This is a genomic window from Methylobacterium sp. TK31 (assembly GCF_055361545.1).
This window is the reverse complement of the sequence record NZ_CM143964.1, coordinates 4753317-4769438: the sequence shown is the minus strand read 5'-3', so window position 1 is coordinate 4769438 and position 16122 is coordinate 4753317. Positions and strand designations below refer to the sequence as shown.

At 64.6% G+C, this 16122-nt stretch carries 15 protein-coding genes and 3 pseudogenes; 12 read left to right on the top strand and 6 right to left on the bottom strand.

Features of this window, described 5'->3' with window-relative positions; translation table 11 throughout:
• Nucleotides 1-210 precede the first annotated feature (210 nt).
• Both ACXJY8_RS22330 and ACXJY8_RS22325 read right to left on the bottom strand, forming a co-directional pair.
• Nucleotides 211-627: pseudogene (locus ACXJY8_RS22330) on the bottom strand (AAA family ATPase); the annotation flags it as partial.
• A gap of 343 nt (nucleotides 628-970) precedes the next feature.
• Nucleotides 971-1972 (bottom strand): AI-2E family transporter, encoded by a 1002-nt coding sequence (locus ACXJY8_RS22325; protein ID WP_463773936.1) that lies wholly within the window; start codon nucleotides 1970-1972, stop codon nucleotides 971-973.
• A 457-nt stretch (nucleotides 1973-2429) separates the two neighbouring features.
• On the opposite strand from ACXJY8_RS22325, the gene ACXJY8_RS22320 reads away from it, so the two are divergent.
• Both ACXJY8_RS22320 and ACXJY8_RS22315 read left to right on the top strand, forming a co-directional pair.
• Nucleotides 2430-3833 carry a sensor histidine kinase gene (locus ACXJY8_RS22320; RefSeq protein ID WP_463773931.1) on the top strand — a complete coding sequence of 468 codons (1404 nt, stop codon included), beginning with the start codon at nucleotides 2430-2432 and terminating at the stop codon, nucleotides 3831-3833.
• A pseudogene (locus ACXJY8_RS22315) lies at nucleotides 3788-4421 on the top strand (tyrosine-type recombinase/integrase). Before ACXJY8_RS22320 ends, ACXJY8_RS22315 begins: the two are co-directional and overlap by 46 nt.
• 245 nt (nucleotides 4422-4666) lie before the next feature.
• On the opposite strand, the gene ACXJY8_RS22310 reads toward ACXJY8_RS22315, so the two are convergent.
• The 3 genes from ACXJY8_RS22310 to ACXJY8_RS22300 all read right to left on the bottom strand — a co-directional run bounded on the left by ACXJY8_RS22310 (nucleotide 4667) and on the right by ACXJY8_RS22300 (nucleotide 7635).
• Nucleotides 4667-5764, bottom strand: a complete 1098-nt coding sequence (locus ACXJY8_RS22310; RefSeq protein ID WP_463773927.1) for a two pore domain potassium channel family protein — start codon at nucleotides 5762-5764, stop codon at nucleotides 4667-4669.
• Nucleotides 5765-5786: 22 nt separating this feature from the next.
• Nucleotides 5787-6392, bottom strand: coding sequence for a cyclase dehydrase (locus ACXJY8_RS22305; protein ID WP_463773917.1), 606 nt, complete (start codon nucleotides 6390-6392; stop codon nucleotides 5787-5789).
• Nucleotides 6393-6462: 70 nt separating this feature from the next.
• Complete coding sequence (locus ACXJY8_RS22300; protein ID WP_463773906.1) at nucleotides 6463-7635, bottom strand: zinc-dependent alcohol dehydrogenase; 1173 nt, start codon at nucleotides 7633-7635, stop codon at nucleotides 6463-6465.
• 283 nt (nucleotides 7636-7918) lie between these two features.
• On the opposite strand from ACXJY8_RS22300, the gene ACXJY8_RS22295 reads away from it, so the two are divergent.
• The 6 genes and pseudogenes from ACXJY8_RS22295 (at nucleotide 7919) to ACXJY8_RS22270 (ending at nucleotide 12867) form a co-directional block, all read left to right on the top strand.
• Nucleotides 7919-9270, top strand: a protein-coding gene (locus ACXJY8_RS22295) for an IS3 family transposase (RefSeq protein WP_463773284.1) whose coding sequence is annotated in 2 segments (ribosomal slippage) — nucleotides 7919-8255 and nucleotides 8255-9270 — 1353 coding nt in all. Because the reading frame shifts where the segments join, the coding sequence is not laid out codon by codon here.
• A gap of 104 nt (nucleotides 9271-9374) precedes the next feature.
• Nucleotides 9375-9653 (top strand): annotated as a pseudogene (locus ACXJY8_RS22290) (helix-turn-helix domain-containing protein); the annotation flags it as partial.
• Complete coding sequence (locus tag ACXJY8_RS22285) at nucleotides 9653-10078, top strand: hypothetical protein (protein ID WP_463773902.1); 426 nt, start codon at nucleotides 9653-9655, stop codon at nucleotides 10076-10078. The pseudogene ACXJY8_RS22290 and the gene ACXJY8_RS22285, both read left to right, overlap by 1 nt.
• Nucleotides 10079-10217: 139 nt before the next feature.
• Nucleotides 10218-10760 carry a PilZ domain-containing protein gene (locus ACXJY8_RS22280; protein ID WP_463773899.1) on the top strand — a complete coding sequence of 181 codons (543 nt, stop codon included), beginning with the start codon at nucleotides 10218-10220 and terminating at the stop codon, nucleotides 10758-10760.
• 354 nt (nucleotides 10761-11114) lie between these two features.
• On the top strand, nucleotides 11115-12389 hold the full coding sequence (locus tag ACXJY8_RS22275; protein ID WP_463773895.1) for an alpha/beta hydrolase: 1275 nt from the start codon (nucleotides 11115-11117) through the stop codon (nucleotides 12387-12389).
• 259 nt (nucleotides 12390-12648) lie between these two features.
• Complete coding sequence (locus ACXJY8_RS22270) at nucleotides 12649-12867, top strand: hypothetical protein (protein ID WP_463773891.1); 219 nt, start codon at nucleotides 12649-12651, stop codon at nucleotides 12865-12867.
• Nucleotides 12868-13255: 388 nt separating this feature from the next.
• On the opposite strand, the gene ACXJY8_RS22265 is transcribed toward ACXJY8_RS22270, so the two are convergent.
• Nucleotides 13256-13447: a hypothetical protein gene (locus ACXJY8_RS22265; protein WP_463773889.1), complete on the bottom strand. Its 192-nt coding sequence runs from the start codon at nucleotides 13445-13447 to the stop codon at nucleotides 13256-13258.
• Nucleotides 13448-13787: 340 nt separating this feature from the next.
• Between ACXJY8_RS22265 and ACXJY8_RS22260 the strand changes: the two genes are divergently transcribed.
• The 4 genes from ACXJY8_RS22260 (at nucleotide 13788) to ACXJY8_RS22245 (ending at nucleotide 16084) form a co-directional block, all read left to right on the top strand.
• On the top strand, nucleotides 13788-14048 hold the full coding sequence (locus ACXJY8_RS22260) for a hypothetical protein (RefSeq protein WP_056219636.1): 261 nt from the start codon (nucleotides 13788-13790) through the stop codon (nucleotides 14046-14048).
• Nucleotides 14049-14946: 898 nt separating this feature from the next.
• Entirely contained in the window at nucleotides 14947-15156 is a 210-nt protein-coding gene (locus ACXJY8_RS22255; RefSeq protein WP_463773886.1) for a hypothetical protein, read from the top strand.
• 1 nt (nucleotide 15157) lies between these two features.
• Nucleotides 15158-15424 carry a hypothetical protein gene (locus ACXJY8_RS22250; protein ID WP_463773884.1) on the top strand — a complete coding sequence of 89 codons (267 nt, stop codon included), beginning with the start codon at nucleotides 15158-15160 and terminating at the stop codon, nucleotides 15422-15424.
• A 3-nt stretch (nucleotides 15425-15427) separates the two neighbouring features.
• On the top strand, nucleotides 15428-16084 hold the full coding sequence (locus ACXJY8_RS22245; RefSeq protein ID WP_463773882.1) for an SOS response-associated peptidase: 657 nt from the start codon (nucleotides 15428-15430) through the stop codon (nucleotides 16082-16084).
• Nucleotides 16085-16122 lie beyond the last annotated feature (38 nt).

Below are 16122 nucleotides of genomic sequence, written 5' to 3'. Positions count from 1 at the left end.
CGGACAGGAGGAAGCCCTTGGCCGGCCGATGCCGAGACACTGGAACAGCTCCGGGTGGCACAGGGGGAGCTCCACCATCTCGCGGATCTGATCGACGGTGTCGCCGAGGCCGCCGATATCGTCGTAGGTGAAGTCGGCGCGCCACTCATCCTTCGGCCTCTCGAAGAACGACCTGAGCTCGATCTGCGTCCCTTCCGCCACGTAGACGACGCCGCGGGGGTGGGTGGCGACGACGACGGAGCGGATCTCCTGTAGGCCGTAGGGCGGGCCCTCGAGATAGGGACGCAGCTCCAGCGAAACGCGCGGGTCGGGCGCGGTGCGCGACGGGGTGGATGTCGAGATGACGTCGCCCGAGACCAGCGGCCGCCGAAACAGGGTGCGGCGCAGGGCCTCGCCCGAACTCTGCAGGCGCATGTTCTTATGGGCCGGCGCGACGGTGACGCGGGCGGCCGGCCGGATTTCCGCGCGGTGGATCACGACAGGGTCGCCGCTCGCCGTGCCGGCATCGACGCGCTGGAGCCCGTTGAGGCGGACGAGGTTCAGGCCCTCGTCCTCATCGTAGGGACCGACCGCGACCGACGCCGTGTGGCGCTTGCCGACGATCTCGACCACGTCGCCCTCGCGCAGGCCGAGCTGGGTCAGGGCCGCGTGGCCGAGCCGGGCGATGCCTTCCCCGAATCCTGGGCGCGCGCGTTGGCGACCTGTAACCGGAGGGCTAGCTCGTCGGTGTCCGCTATCTGAACTCCGAGACGGGATGTCGTGAACGATGATGCTCGGTCAACCGATGATGGTGCGGTTGGTTCTGACCGGACCCGGACAGGCCCGCGCCGGTCCGACGCGCGTGGCTGCGCCGAGCCCCGGCGGTCCGGAGCGGGGCCGGCAAGGGGCAAAGCCGCCCCTCACCAGGGTTGCCGAATTCGGAGCCTCCCGGAAACCCAGGGCGGTTCGGTACCCGCGCCGACCCGTGCCATCAGACAACCGCAGCCCCGGGCTTCGTCCAATCCCGCCAGATCGAATAGAGCGCCGCCATCACGACCGGCCCGACGAAAAGCCCCACCAGCCCGAAGGTCTCGAGACCGCCGAGGATCCCGATCAGGGTCCAGACAAGCGGCAGCCGCGCGGCGCCCCCGACGAAGGCCGGTTGCACGACGTTGTCGCCGGCCAGCATGATGGCGGCCCCCCAAGCGAACACGCCAGCCGCACCCGTCCATGAGTCCTGCTGGATCACGAGCACCAGGGCCGCGACCGTGACAGCCATCCAGGCCCCGAAGGGCAACATCGCGAACGCGACGGTGAGCACAGTGAAAAGCCCGGCTTGCGGCAGCCCGGCGACCCAGTAGCCGACACCGATGAGCACGCCCTCGCCGATGGCGACCAAGACCGTTCCGTTCACGACACCCCTGATCGCAACGGCCACCCTCTCGAACAGCCGCTCGCCGGGATTTCCGAGCCATTCCTCGGCCAGGCAGAGCACGCGCGTCCCGACCGTCTCCCCGTGCCGGAGCAGTGCGAACAGCGTCAGAAAGGTGATGAACGCCAGGAGCACGCGATAGGCGAGCTCTCCGCCCAAGCTGCGCATCCACGCCGCCCACGCGTCGAAGTTCACGTCTGCGAAGAGCGCCTGCAATCCTGCCGAGTTGCTGACGTGAGAGCGCCACCAACGATCCAAGTGCTCGCCGAGTAGGGGAAGGCGCGTCAGCCATTCCGGCATCTCAATGCCTCTCTGCTTGACGCGGCCCATCCATCCGAGAACGGCTTGTCCTTCCCGGCCGAGCTCGGCGGCGGCCAGCATCAACGGGGTCATCAGCACCGCCGCACTCAATAGGGTGACCAGTGCGGGGACGAGCCACTCGCGGGATGTCCCGGCTTGCCGCGCCCGTCGGTAGAGGGGCCAGATGGCAACGGCGATGATGATGGCCCAGACAACCGCAGCTAGATATGAACGTGCGGTCCAGAGCGCGACAAGAAGCACTGCCGCTGCAAGGCATCCCCTGCGCCTACGGCGAGCAGCTCCGCCCGTTGGGGGCGATTCGGTCGGGTGCAGTGATGTCTGGACGTCCAAGGGTTCTTCCCTCCGCTTTTCGCCACATCGGGGAGGACGTGCCGGTGCCTATCCGGTTTCACCCTAAGGATTGACCCAGCCCGCGAGCCGTGGGTGGAAACGTTGAATAGAAACTACTAGCATTGGGGCATGACGATGCTTCATCAATCACATGCTGAGAATGACGATATTTCTCAGCCGATCGTCGCGGTCCTATACTCAAGGCCGACGAACATTCCGTTCGCGGAGGCGTCAAACGTGCAACAGCAGCGGGGCCGTTCCACCTGCCCTGAGAGCACCAGCGCCCGAACGATGGTTGTCCAAGGTCGCGCCCGGAGCCTAGAAGACCGAATGTCCGACCGCGTACGATCGCGCTCAGCCGTTTTGCGTGATTGAGGGCATCGATTTGCCTGCCCGCACCTACAGCGTCGTCATCGAGGTCATTCGTCAGACCTTCGAGGACGCGCCTGGCCTGGTCGCGGTGTTGACCGGCGCGGATCACAGGATCGAGTACCTCAACGCCGCCGCTTCCGCCCTCTTCCCGGGGCGCAACATCATCGGGCTGCCCCTCGTCGCAGTTCCAGGGCTAGTCGGGCAAAACTTCGGCGAGATCCTCGACGACGTCTGCCACACGGGACGTCCGTTCCGCGAGGACGCCGTCCCCATTCTCCTCGGCGGTGCCGAGGGCATCGCCGCGACGCGGTATTTCGACGTCCTATTTCAGCCCATCTTCACCCCGGGCGGCGAAGTCAGCGGCATCCTCAATCAATCCAACGAGGTCACCACGAGGGTGCTCGCGGAGGCGGCCCTGCGACAGAACGAGGCCCGGTTCGGGGACATCCTCAGCCAGACGACCGTCGGAGTCGCGCAAGCCGACATGGACGGTTTTTTCGTCCTGGTAAACGAGAGATACTGCGAGATCCTGGGCCGGACGCGCGGCGACCTTGAACGCTTGCGGGTACAGGATGTGACGCACCCGGACGACGTCCTACGGAACATCCAGATGTTCCGCGCACTCGCCGGAGGCGGCCCGCCTTTCGTGATCGAGAAGCGCTACGTCCGGCCGGACGGGACCACACGCTGGGTCCGCAACAACGTCTCCCTCGTTCGTGACACGCAGGGGCATCCCGAATTCATCACGGCCATCAGCATCGACATCACGGCCGAGAAGGGGGCACAACTGGAATTGGCGCGGCAGGCGGAACGGCAGAGCCTGCTGGTGCACGAACTCAACCACCGGGTCAAAAACACGCTCACGACGGTCCAGGCCCTCGCCGCGCAGATCGTGCGGAACCGATCTGACCCCGAACAGGGCTATCGGGCCTTTGTCGGGAGGTTGATGGCGCTCGCGACGGCACACGATGTCCTCACCCGCGAAGAGTGGGTTGAAGCCGACCTCCGAGAGGTTGTCGTCGGAGCCGTCTCCCCCTTCCAGGGCGACCGGACGCGCATTATGACGGAGGGTCCTTCGCTGGCTATTTCTCCGGGACAGGTCCTCGCCTTTTCGATGGCGCTGCACGAGCTCGGCACCAACGCCACCAAGTATGGCGCGCTGAGTTCCGCGGGCGGGCGCGTGTCAGTCACCTGGGCAACGGATGACGGCCTCGTGGTGACCTGGGTTGAGACAGGCGGTCCGCTGGTGCAACGCCCCGTTCGCCGAGGCTTCGGTTCACTCCTCCTAGAGCGGGCGCTGACGAACCAGCTCGGCGGCAGTGTGAATCTCGCCTTTGAGCCGAGCGGGCTAAAATGCATCATTCGCGCACCGCTAGGAGCGGCCTCCAGTCTCGCTTGATCGGCGTGAGGCCGCTCACGCGATCCAGAATTCTGGCTCACGCGGCTACCGACCGTCGCATCGGGTTCTGGCTTGATGGAGAGCGTCACGTACGCGACCAAGCCCTGTTCGACCACGCCATCGGCAGCAAATTGCGCGGTTGTGACATCGTCATATTGAAGATCGGCGAGCTTATTAGCGGCAGGCATGTATAGGCACGCGTCATTGTCGGTCAGCGAAAGACGGGGTCGCCCGTGCAGTTCGAGCTGCTTGAACCAGCACGTACCAGCATTCTGACTTGGTTGGGTTGCCGAGGGGGCGAGCTTGACGATTTCGCCTTTTCCAGCAGGATCGACCACGAGGCGCACATAAGCACCCGGCAGTACGCTCGCCTAGTAGATGAATGGGTAACGGGCATAGGGCTACGGCGCGAGGACTACGGCACACATTCTCTACGCCGTACAAAGGCGGCGTTGATCTACAGGCGAACAGGCAACTTGCGCGCTGTATAGATTCTGCTTGGGCATTCGAAAATCGAGAGCACCGTACGCTACCTTGAGGTTGGACGTTGAAGACGCGCTCGCTCTGGCAGAAGCGACCAAAATCTGAAGGCCGGCCTCCTCAGCGGCAATATTCAGGAGGCCATGCAGGCGCCAGGAATGCAGCGCATCTGACGCAGTCATTTACCCCGACATAATGCCGTCCCGGACATAGGTGTTCTCAAACAACCCCAACTGTTCCACTACGGGCGAATTTCCGTCCGTCTGCTTCCGAACCTGATTTCGACGAAGCCGGCATAGCGGCAACAGGGGATATGCGCAGGTGCCGTTTTCGATATACCCGGCCGAAGCTATTCAGGGACGCTGCTCTCTCCTGAGTTCGAATTCTCCGAAATGGTAGGCCATCGCAGGGGCCAGTCGTGCGATGTGTGGCTGCCACCGTGCCCGCAACCCGACATAGGTCTCTGGATCCGGCCCGCCCGGTATCGGCTCGACGCCGGCTTCCGAAAGCCGCCCGACGGCTGTTGCGTAGCGGGTACGCCACGCCTCGCGCTCGGGACAGTTTGCATAGGCGGGCGCTGGCAGATCCCCGGGCAGGAACGTCGTTTCGAGCGTGACGACAAGCAGCATGGCGACGCGCCAGATCGCATCGACAGCGGCGCTCTCCTTGAGCCATGCGGCCTGACCATCCACAATTCCGCTTCGGATCAGCGACACCGTGTCGAGCGCGATGAACGCCTGCGCCGAGACGGAATAGAAGGGCTGCCGGAACCGGAAGTAGAACAGCACCGGATAGAAGTGATGCGCCTCCTTCATTTCAGCGAGGGACCCGGCAATATCGGTCAGGTGGGTGTATCCGGAACTGAACTGTCCTCCGGGCCCGAGACGTACCAGGAGTTCGGCCGCATCCGAGGTCTCAGCCGCCAGCAGATGCAGCTTCAGGCCGAGGGCGTTGCGCTGTCGAAGCGCGCTGTAGACCTGCATCACGTAGGTCAGGACCAGCGACGTCACCGACATCCCGATGAGCGAGTTCACGAGGTAGAGGACCCGGTAGGCATCCGTGGCGGGTTTGAAGTCGCTCGCCCCCACAATCGCGATGCTGCTGCCGCCCGCGTACAGGGCGGTCACGAAGTCGGTCGGTGTTTCGCCGCCGCTCGCCCGCACGGCCGTACCCAGCGCGGGGTGGATGATCAGGCCGGCGCCGAGGGTCAGCCCCATCGACCAGAAGAGAACGTAGACGATGAGGATGACCGGGCCGCAGGCGGAGAGCACCGCACTCCGCCGGCCCGTGAAGAGATCGCCAGCGCGGCGGAAGATCGCCCAGACGAGATGGGCTACCCGATCCGCGAACAAACCCGTTCCGATGCGTGCGTAGAGGACGGTCAGGAAGACGTCGGCGAGGACGAGCCCCATCACGAGCGCGCCCGACACCTGCTCGAGAACAGGGAGCATCTGGCCTACCATTCCGTTGCGTTCAGGCGTTGGCCAATGTCCAGGGACGCATCGCCTCCGGGCCGATGATGTCGGACGGTGGCGTGACGTCGCGAGCCGCTCCCCGCATCGCCTCGGCAGGACGCCGAAATCCGCTGCGGCGGCGGTAGTCCCGTTTGACCTTCTCGGATGGAGCGAGGGGTGCCTTCGCGAGATTCTGCGCGCAGATCACGTCGACGGCGGTGACGCTCACCAGGGCCAGAAGTGCCAGCAGCACGTTGTGCTTGCGGGGGTTGGGGTCCTCAAGCCCGGGCAGAACCGTGGCGATGTCGAGCGCGTCCCCCGCGACGCGTGCCGAGATCCAGGGGGTCGGATCGCCTGAGCCCAAGATCCCGGCTCCTTGGACGAGTTCGCGCACGCCATAGGCCCGGATGACCGGGGCCGCGTGCGGCATTCCGAGCCAACGCGCAATGGAACCCCCATAGGTCAGCTCGGTGAGACCGAGACCGATCGAGAACCAGCCGAGACCTTCGGCGAGCGCCCGTGTTCCGGGATCCGGCCTACGGCGCGGGTCCGAGGTGAGATAGTCCGGCAGGGGCGCCTGTGCGGGCGCGCGGTGCCGGTCGCGTGGGTAAATGGGTCCAGACATGTTGACGTCCTCGGTAGGGCAAGGAGGCGAAATGGCAGACTCGCCGCTGCGCGGCGCGCTGCGGTGCCACTCAAGGCCGGAGCACGACCTTGATGCAGTTGTCCTTCTTGTCGCGGAACGTCTTGTACATCTCCGGCCCTTGTTCGAGCCCGACCCGGTGGGTGATGACGAAGGAGGGGTCGATCTGCCCGTCGGCGATCCGCTTCACGAGGTCGTCGGTCCAGCGGTTGACATGGGTCTGCCCGGTGCGGACCGTCAGCCCCTTGTTCATCAGGGCACCCATCGGGATCTTGTCGACGAGGCCGCCATAGACGCCGGGGATCGACAGGATGCCGGCGGGACGGCAGACGTAGATCATCTCGCGCAGGACCGTGGCGCGGTCGCTCTCCAGCATCACCGCCTGCTTGACGCGGTCGTAGACCTGTTCAAGCGCGCGCGGTGAATGGGCCTCCATGCCGACGGCGTCGATGCACTTCTCCGGACCCTTGCCGGCCGTGAGTTCGTTCAGCCGCTCGACGGTGCTCTCCTGGGTGTGGTCGATGGTGATGGCGCCGCCGGCCCGGGCCATCTCCAGGCGCTCGGGCACGCTGTCGATGCACACCACCTGCCGGGCGCCGAGCAGGACCGCCGAGCGGATCGTCATCTGGCCGACCGGGCCGGCGCCCCAGATCGCCACGGTGTCGGTGGGCTGGATGTCGGCCTGCACCGCCGCCTGCCAGCCGGTGGGAAAGATGTCGCCGAGGAACAGCACCTGCTCGTCGGTGAGCCCCTCCGGCACCTTGATGTGGGTCTTGTCGGCGAAGGGCACGCGGACGTACTCGGCCTGTCCGCCCTGGTAGCCGCCGGTGAGGTGGGTGTAGCCGAACAGGCCCGCGGTGGTGTGTCCGAAGGCCTTGTCGGCCAGGTGCTTGTTGCGGTTCGAGCGCTCGCAGACCGAGAAGAAGCCGCGCTTGCACTGGTCGCACTGGCCGCAGATGATCGTGAACGGGATCACCACCCGTTCGCCCTTCCGGAGGGCGCCGTTCACGCCCTTCCCCGTCTCCACCACCTCGCCCATGAACTCGTGGCCCATGACGTCGCCCTTCTCCATGCCGGGCATGACGTGGTCGTAGAGGTGCAGGTCCGAGCCGCAGATCGCGCAGGCCGTGACCTTGATGATCGCGTCCCGGTCGTCCTCAATCCGGGGATCGGGGACAGTGTCGCATCGGATGTCCTGCGTGCCGTGCCAGACCAGAGCTCTCATGGTGATCTCCTTGGAAGCGTCAGGGGCGATTCTTCCTTGGTATGCGACCGGCAGGCTATCGGATGATCCCTAGGGAGATCTCCTCATCGGCGTCCCCCCACTGCTTTGGTCCGGGTTGAAATCGTGTTCCTACGGCCGACGCCACACGGCCGCTCGGCCTCGTCGTCGAGACGGCTTGGAGCTGCGGAAGTGTCGGACTGTCCGACGTCAGCACCTATGGGACAGATTGAGGGTCTTCACGAACGGAGGATGGCTGGTTCATCGTAGCCCCTGAGGAGCGAAGATGAAGCAGACATCCGGACCGGCCAAGAAGCCGGCAGAAGCGGTGATCAAGGACATCCGTCGGGCCACACGTCGGCAGTTCTCGTCCGAGGAGAAGATCCGTGTGGTGCTGGAAGGCTTGCGGGGCGAGGACAGCATCGCCGAGTTATGCCGACGTGAGGGGATCGCCGCCTCGATGTACTACGGCTGGTCCAAGGAGTTCCTGGAGGCTGGCAAGAAGCGCCTGTCCGGCGACACGTCTCGTGCGGCCACTACGGATGAGGTGCGGGACCTCCGTCGCGAGACGGGGGCGCTGAAGGAGGTCGTAGCTGATCTCGTCCTGGAGAACCGTCTGCTCAAAAAAAGCATGAGCGGGGCTGGGGGCGACGAGGCATGAGGTACCCGGCCCCCGAGAAGCTGGAGATCATCCGGCTCGTCGAGCAATCCCACCTGCCGGTGCGCGCTACCCTGGACAAGCTCGGCATCACCCGCTCGACGTTCTACCGCTGGTACGACGCCTACCAGCGCGGCGGCCCCGAGGCGTTGAATGACCATCCTTCGCAGCCAAGCCGGGTCTGGAACCGCCTACCTGCGGAGATCCGCGAGCAGATCGTTGCTCTGGCCTTGGAGCAGCCTGAACTCAGCCCGCGTGAACTGGCGGTACGCTTCACCGACGAGCGGCGCTACTTCGTCTCGGAAGCGACCGTCTACCGGCTGCTCAAGTCTCAGGACCTGATCACCAGCCCGGCCTATATCGTCATCAAGGCCGCCGACGAGTTCCGCGATAAGACCACCGCGCCCAACCAGCTTTGGCAGACGGACTTCACCTACCTGAAGGTCGTTGGCTGGGGCTGGTACTACCTGTCGACGGTCCTGGACGACTTCTCACGCTACATCGTCGCCTGGAAGCTGTGCACGACGATGCAGGCCAGCGACGTCACCGCCACGCTCGACCTGGCGCTGGGTGCGGCTGGGCTCGATCAGGCGCGGGTGATGCCGCGGCCACGCCTGCTCTCCGACAATGGGCCGAGCTACGTCGCCAGCGACCTAGCTGACTGGCTCGGCATTCGGGCCATGACCCACATCCGCGGCGCGCCATGCCATCCTCAAACGCAGGGCAAGATCGAGCGTTGGCACCAGACGCTCAAGAACCGCATCCTGCTTGAACACGCCTACTTGCCCGGCGAGCTGGAGACGCAGGTTGCCAACTTCGTCGAACACTACAACCATGCCCGAGCCCATGAGAGCCTGAGCAACCTCACGCCCGCCGACGTCTACTTCGGACGCGGTGAAGGGATCCTGGCCGAGCGGGAACGCATCAAGCGCCAGACCTTCATGGATCGCCGCTTGCGCCACCACGCGCACGCTGCCTAACCTCTCACCCCAGATGGACCAGAGCCTCCGCTCCTGAACACCGCTGAATGTCCCAAATCATCTGACGACGGACAGGCTCGGTCCAAAATACCGGTCAGGTCAGGGCCATGGCCGAGTACTTCCTTGACCTCAACCGCGAGCGCACCATGGAGGGGCTGAAGGCGGCCTTGGCGCGAGGACGCAAAGGGGGACGGCCCAAGAAGCTGAGTGAGGCTGACATCGAGGTCGGTCGCGCCCTGCTGCACTCGGGCACCATCTCGATCGCGGCCATCGCCAAGCGCCTCGGGGTCAGCCGGGATACCTTCTACAGCTATTTCCCCCAGGCGCGCACGCGCAGCCAGGCCGACCTTGCCGCCTCGGCGACCCGACGGGCGTCCTCCTGATGCCGATCCGCCGCGAGCACCGCTTCTTCTATCCCATCGACTGGCCCCAGCTTTCGGCCGTGATCCGCTTCGAGCGAGCCAAGGGACGTTGCGAGGTCTGCGCTCGTCCTCATGGACAGCGCGTCTTTCATCTCGGCGATGGGCGCTGGTGGGATGGAGAGGTGGGCTCCTGGCGCGATGGGACCGGGCGCTTCATCTGTCTGGCAATGGGGGCCGATGACATTCTGGGAAGCGTGCGCACCACGCGTGTGGTTCTGGCCACCGGACACCGCGATCACGACACGGCGAACAACGGGCCCAAGAACCTCGCCGCCTTCTGTCAGCGCTGCCACATGAACCATGATCGGCCCGAACATCAGCGGCGGCGCTGGTACACCTTGTTCAAGCGTAAAGCTTTGGGCGATTTTTTCGGTGGGCCGTACTAAATTTTCGCCTGTCCAATGTCTAATCAAATGTTCCGTGTTGCCACAGAATTATTTTCTGGATTAATTTCATTTTCTGTTAACCCGGCAGTCGGGATATTGGACCAATGATGATGTATTAATGCAACAAATGGTATAGCAAATGCGTGATCGGCGGCGCTTTACGAGACAACAGTGCAATCTCGAAGCAAGGATTTTCGCTCCGCTCTCGAGTGACCATATTCCTTGCCTCATCACAGATATTTCAACTCACGGAAGCTTCGTACGTACACCGCAAAACGCGCCCGTCCCGGCAAACTTCGATCTGTCGATTGGCATGAGCACCCTGCCCCGTGCGTGCCGCATCGCCCGACGAGAAGCGGATGGCTACGGCATCGAATTCCTTGATCCTGTTCGCCATGAGGTCGAGGAGATCCTCATCGAGACCGCGTTTAAGGAGGACCTCGTCTTCGAAGCGCTCAATCCGGCCTTGGACAGCCAAGCCACGATGACCCGCGTGCGTCTTCGTCGAGCCGTCGATGCGGTCATGGATCTGATCGAGCGGCGCAACGCCATGGGCTGGGCGCACATCGCGCCCCTGCCGGATCCGTTTGATCACCCCCGGGGAACGCTTCGTAGCCCCAGCATGGCTCTGATATCGGCATCAAGCGTAAAGCTCCTGGCACCTCCATCCGGCGAGAGGTAAGGCCATCGGTCGACGGCTCTGTGACCGCCGCACACGAGCGATGTTTTTCGCTCGTTCCACCCGGTCGCACGCCTGGTTGAGAATGACGCGCGCGCCCTGAAGATGTTTCGCCGGGACATTGGGCCCGGTGGAAAGCTGTACGAGCGCTGCGTGTCAGGCGCTCCCTGGAAGCAGGTCAGGTTTTCGTGACTGCGGTGCCACATCCACTCGAGAACCACTGGATCGGACTGCCCGGCGCCGCAATCGCATCGTATCGTGCCCCGGTCTTGACGGCGCGTGAACCGAACGCCCGTCCAGGCTTCCAGTGAGATGGGCGTGGAGATGCGGGTGTTCGGAGCCTTTGGGTTCGGACGTATGACGGCTGGCGGTATGGTCGGCATGACGGCGCTCGCCCTGCTGACGGGCTGCGCCGGGCGTCCCAATGGCGTTCTCCTGCCCGTCGCGGGTGCCGAGCAGGTCGCAGGCACCTCGCGGGTCGACATGCTCGTTGCCACGACCCGCAAGTCCGCTGTCGACCGTGGCGTGCTGTTCTCGGGCGAGCGCGGCGAGGCGGTGACCTACACCGATCTGGCGGTTTCGATCCCACCCGATGCCATCCGCCAGCCGGGCTCGGTCCAATGGCCGAAGTCGGTCCCGGGCAACCCAGCCACCGACTTCGTCGCCCTGCGCGCCGATCCGATCGAGCGCGCGAAGGTCCCGGCCTGGACGAACCGGGCCGTCCGGGGTTCGGCCAAGCGCCACGTTCTGGTGTTCGTCCACGGCTTCAACAACAAGTTCGAGGACGCCGTCTTCCGCTTCGCTCAGATCGTGCACGACTCCGGGGCCGAGGTCGCGCCCGTGCTCTTCACCTGGCCCTCGCGCGGCTCCGTCCTGGCCTATGGCTACGACCGGGAGAGCACGAATTTCTCCCGCAACGGCCTTGAGACCCTGCTGCGCGACCTCGCGAAGGACCCGAACGTCGGCGAGGTGACGATCCTGGCCCACTCCATGGGCAATTGGCTGACCCTCGAGAGCCTGCGCCAGATGGCGATCCGCGACCGTCGGATCGCCCCGAAGATCCGCAACGTCATCCTGGCCGCCCCCGATGTCGACATGGACCTCGCCCGGGCCGCTTTTCACGACATGGGCCGTGACCGCCCCCGCCTGACCCTGATGGTCTCCGGCGACGACCAGGCCCTCGCCGTATCCCGCCTGGTCTGGGGCGACAGCGTCCGCCTCGGCGCCATCGATCCGACGGTCGAACCCTACCGGACGCAGCTGGAGCGCGAGAACGTATCCGTGCTGAACCTGTCCGCAGTGAAGTCGACTGACGCCCTCAACCACGGCAAGTTCGCGAGCGGCGACGTCGTCGCCCTCCTGGGCAAGCGGCTCGCGGACGGACAGCCGATCTCGGACGGGCAGATCGGCATCGGCGACCGTCTGGTGAGCACGGCCGCCGGCGCGGCCTCTACGGTCGCCACCGGAGCTGCCCTGGCCGTTGCCGCCCCTGTCGCCCTGATCGATCCTCAGACCCGCGAGACCTACGGCGAGCACCTCTCGAACGTCGGATCCGGTTTGCGCGACACCGTCGGATCGACGGTCGATCTCGCCGGCGCACCGGTGCGGGCGCTCGGAAGCAGTGGGCGCTAGCGGTTCACACGGCTCTGGTGAAGAGAGGGATCGCCGAACAAACCACTCTGACCTGAGATCGAACGCGTGCAGGAACTGGATGAGATGAAGACAGCCTGATGCTGGCTGAGATCCGACGCCTCGCGCGTCGGATCGGCGCGAGGCTTTCTTGCACCGCGAAGCCGAGATCCGCGGCCGGGCGCCGCGCTAGCCGCGATGGTGCTGCAGGGCTCGCTGAGATAGACCCGCGACCCCAGCAGGAATGGGGTATGGGGACGGAATGAGCGATCAGCGCAGCACCAATTTCCTTGCCTTGGTCATCGAGAATGCGGAGCTCCGCCAGCAACTCTCGGATGTTCAGGACCAGTGCGTCGAGCTGGCTGTCGACGCGGGTGAACAGCACGCCGAGAACGAGGCTCTGCGTCTCCGACTGGCGCAGGCCGAGCGCGAGCGCGATGCCTGGCGTGCAGAGGCCGAACAGGGTCGGCGCACGGGCTGATCGAGCCGGGAGGCCGTATTATCTGACCAGCAGTCCGACGGATCCAGGCTCGCGAAAAACGGTTCTTCCGGGCCAAGCCAAAAGCCATCCTGAACGTTCCATCCCGTGTCGACGGCAGCCAAAGCCGGGACGGTTGAACGGAGGGGGGATATGGACGGATTGCCCGCGGAGACGGTCGACGTGCTCGATGACTTGATCGCCCAGAGTGAGGCGCATCGGGATGAGCACATCGCAACCCTTCACACCCTCGGCAGCCGGGGGGGGAGAGTTCGACGGCGATCCTAGAAATCCTGGGGCAGATCGAGGACACACTCGCCGCGATGCGGTCGCGCCGCGCTTATCTGCACGCGCTACAGCCCCGCACCGGGTGACCCGCCTGCCGCGTGGCTCACTCCCAGTCGATCTCCAAGGAACGCTCGAACGCCCCATCGCCGAGTTCCTTGCCCTTGGGATCGACGACCACGACGTCCCGGAAGCCCCGCCGCCGTAGCTCCCAGGTCTTCTCCATCGCCTGTTCGTCCGTGCCGCAGGCAAAACTCATGGCCCCCCCGCTCGGATCGATCCCCTTCACTGTGAACACGATATCTTCTCCGCTCTGGACCGAGATATGGGGTTGGCACGCGAGGGATCGTAGCCCGGACCGGATCTCGGACGGGCAACCGAGGGGAATTTGATTCTCGGCCCGACATTCCAGACCATGACCGTACTTGGTATACCTATATCAACGACAATGCTTTAGAAGGCGTCGTCCGAGCTTGTACCAGATCAGCTGAGGTCAGATTTGCGGCGCTCGACTTTAATCCGGCGCATGACGTGTCCCCTGACACGTCAAGAATGAAAACGGCTTCCCATATTAGTTTCAGACAGAGAGAAACGGGCCAGACATTTGGCTCGTACTGTGTAGGAGCTAGTAAGCCACAATGAAGACCCGTATCGCCGCCCTCGCCACCGCCCTTGTCCTCGGCGTTGCTCCGATCTCGTCCGCCATGGCCTATGACAGCCCCTCCCGCTACACCTCGTTCGCCCCCTACGATGTCGAGACCACGGGCTCGGTCAACGATATGCGGCGTCCCCCGGCCTATCTCGGTTGTCCGATGAGCTCGGCCGCCGAGGGCAACGCCAATCAGCAGAACTTCCCCACCCAGCAGTACGGCCAGACCTCCGGCGGAAACCGCTGCTGATCGGACCCGCGACGGAGACCCCCATGCTGCTGAAAGGCTTTTCCTACGCCATGGTCGCCGCCTTCGCCGGCGGCCTCGTCTTCACCATCGTCGGATCGGCCCAGGCTTTCCTCAACCTGTAGCCCAGCCACCACCGACCGGAGCCCACACCGACCCGCCCGGCCCTGGCTGCGGCGGGTCTTTTCCTGCGCCAGAGCTTAAGCTGCGCGGCGGCTTCGCGTGAGGGTTAACGGCTCGTAAACGAATTGGGAGCCATGTCGTGATTCAGCGGCGCTGGTGCGCCTGAGCCACACTTCGACAGGACCTGAGATATGATCACGGTGACCTTCCTCGGCATGATGACGGCAGCCCTGACCGCTGCAGTCGCCGGTGCGATCAGCGACCCAGGAGCCCGATAGTCGGCCAACCACCAGGGCTCCGAAATCCTGACGCTTCAGCCAGGATCGCGCGGCCAACGATTTATGTGACCGCCACGCTACGGCAGGCTTTTCTCACGCATTCGGGCGCTACGAGCCCTCACATCGGCATAGTTGGTCGATCAGGAAGAGGCTGCACGCCCGCTCCTGGTCCCAGTTGATGTCACGCACCCGCTCCGTCTTACGCAAGCACCGCGAGGTCGCCGCCGTGGTGGCCACCTACGGAATGTTTCTCGGCGGCATTCTAGTGCTCGCCTAGGCGATGGCCTGACCTGCGGCTTCAGACGAGAGAATACCAAAAGCACCTAAGTTTGACCTGAATGGCTGGCTTTGAGCCGGGCTGAATGTGAGGCCCAGCGTGACGCTGCCCCTGGCAAGGAGTTTTTGCCGCCTATCCCCAGTCTGCACAGGTCATCCACAAAGCGTTTGACCCTAGGGCCCAAGAGAATGTTCCTGTTTTGTACCAATGCAGGACAAGGGCTATGACCGCAGAACAGATCGCCGAGCTGGCTTCCATGAGCGCGGCCGAGATGATCGCCCTGGCCTACGAGGAAGCGGCCGGCGGCGACGCGCGTCGTGCCCTGCTTCAGGCCATCGAGGACATCATCAGCCTGGAGGCAAGGCTGGCGACGGCCGAACGACGGATCTCTTATGGCTACGTTCGCGGTGCCGTCTCCGGTCAGGGCACCTGACATGGAGCGCCTGTGCGATGTGCGCGCCGAACGCATCGTCGTCGCGTGCAGTCCCTGCGGACGGCGCGGATCCTATGCCCTTGGGCGGCTGCGCCAGCGCTTCGGGGCGCATGCCTCGGTGCTGGACGTGTACCTGGCCCTGACGCAAACCTGTCGCTTCCAGCGCGAAGTTGGAAGCCGGACGCCCAACGTCTACGGCATGACGTGCCGGGCCAAGCTCGACACCACGGGTGGCCCAACACCGACGGGGCTGCCGTCGAGGACCTGAGCCATGTGCAACCTCTACAGTCTGGTCACGCCCCAGGCCGAGATCCGTGCCTCCTTCGGCGTGTCGTCGGACCGCGCCGGCAACCTGCCGCCTCTGCCGGGTATCTTTCCCGATCAGCGTGCGCCCGTCGTGCGCGTGGCCGAGGAAGGTGAGCGCGTCATGGAGATGTTCCGTTGGGGCATCCCGGGCCCGAAGCAGTTCGGCGAGCATCCTGTCACCAACGTGCGCAACGTGAAGAGTCCGCATTGGCGACCCTGGTTGAAGCCAGAGTACCGCTGCCTCGTCCCGGTGTCGTCCTTCAGCGAGTACGCCGACACCAAACCCAAGAAGACGCCAACCTGGTTTGCCCTGAACGAGGACCGGCCACTGTTTGCCTTCGCGGGCATTTGGCGCCCCTGGACAGGCGTGCGCGGCACGAAGGCCGAGAACCCCGATCGTATCGAGGAGGAGCACCGCCTGTTCTCGTTTCTGACCTGTGAGGCCAACGGCGTCGTCGGCCCCATCCATCCGAAGGCCATGCCGGTGCTGCTGACGACGCCGGAGGAATGGAGCACTTGGCTAGCGGCCCCTACGGAGATCGCGCTGGAGCTTCAGCGTCCCCTGCCGGATACGATGATGCGGATAGTGGCAACGGGAGCCCGGAAAGATCCGTCTGAATAGTTCTTCGGTAGATTCACGTTGTCAGGCCTTATCGTTTG

Excerpts from the sequence above, each read along its gene's own strand:
- ACXJY8_RS22310 (WP_463773927.1), bottom strand. The coding sequence starts at position 5,764 with ATGCTCCCTGTTCTCGAGCAGGTGTCGGGCGCGCTCGTGATGGGGCTC.
- ACXJY8_RS22305 (WP_463773917.1), bottom strand. The coding sequence starts at position 6,392 with ATGTCTGGACCCATTTACCCACGCGACCGGCACCGCGCGCCCGCACAG.
- ACXJY8_RS22300 (WP_463773906.1), bottom strand. The coding sequence starts at position 7,635 with ATGAGAGCTCTGGTCTGGCACGGCACGCAGGACATCCGATGCGACACT.
- ACXJY8_RS22285 (WP_463773902.1), top strand. The coding sequence starts at position 9,653 with ATGCCGATCCGCCGCGAGCACCGCTTCTTCTATCCCATCGACTGGCCC.
- ACXJY8_RS22280 (WP_463773899.1), top strand. The coding sequence starts at position 10,218 with ATGCGTGATCGGCGGCGCTTTACGAGACAACAGTGCAATCTCGAAGCA.
- ACXJY8_RS22275 (WP_463773895.1), top strand. The coding sequence starts at position 11,115 with ATGACGGCTGGCGGTATGGTCGGCATGACGGCGCTCGCCCTGCTGACG.
- ACXJY8_RS22270 (WP_463773891.1), top strand. The coding sequence starts at position 12,649 with ATGAGCGATCAGCGCAGCACCAATTTCCTTGCCTTGGTCATCGAGAAT.
- ACXJY8_RS22260 (WP_056219636.1), top strand. The coding sequence starts at position 13,788 with ATGAAGACCCGTATCGCCGCCCTCGCCACCGCCCTTGTCCTCGGCGTT.
- ACXJY8_RS22255 (WP_463773886.1), top strand. The coding sequence starts at position 14,947 with ATGACCGCAGAACAGATCGCCGAGCTGGCTTCCATGAGCGCGGCCGAG.
- ACXJY8_RS22250 (WP_463773884.1), top strand. The coding sequence starts at position 15,158 with ATGGAGCGCCTGTGCGATGTGCGCGCCGAACGCATCGTCGTCGCGTGC.
- ACXJY8_RS22245 (WP_463773882.1), top strand. The coding sequence starts at position 15,428 with ATGTGCAACCTCTACAGTCTGGTCACGCCCCAGGCCGAGATCCGTGCC.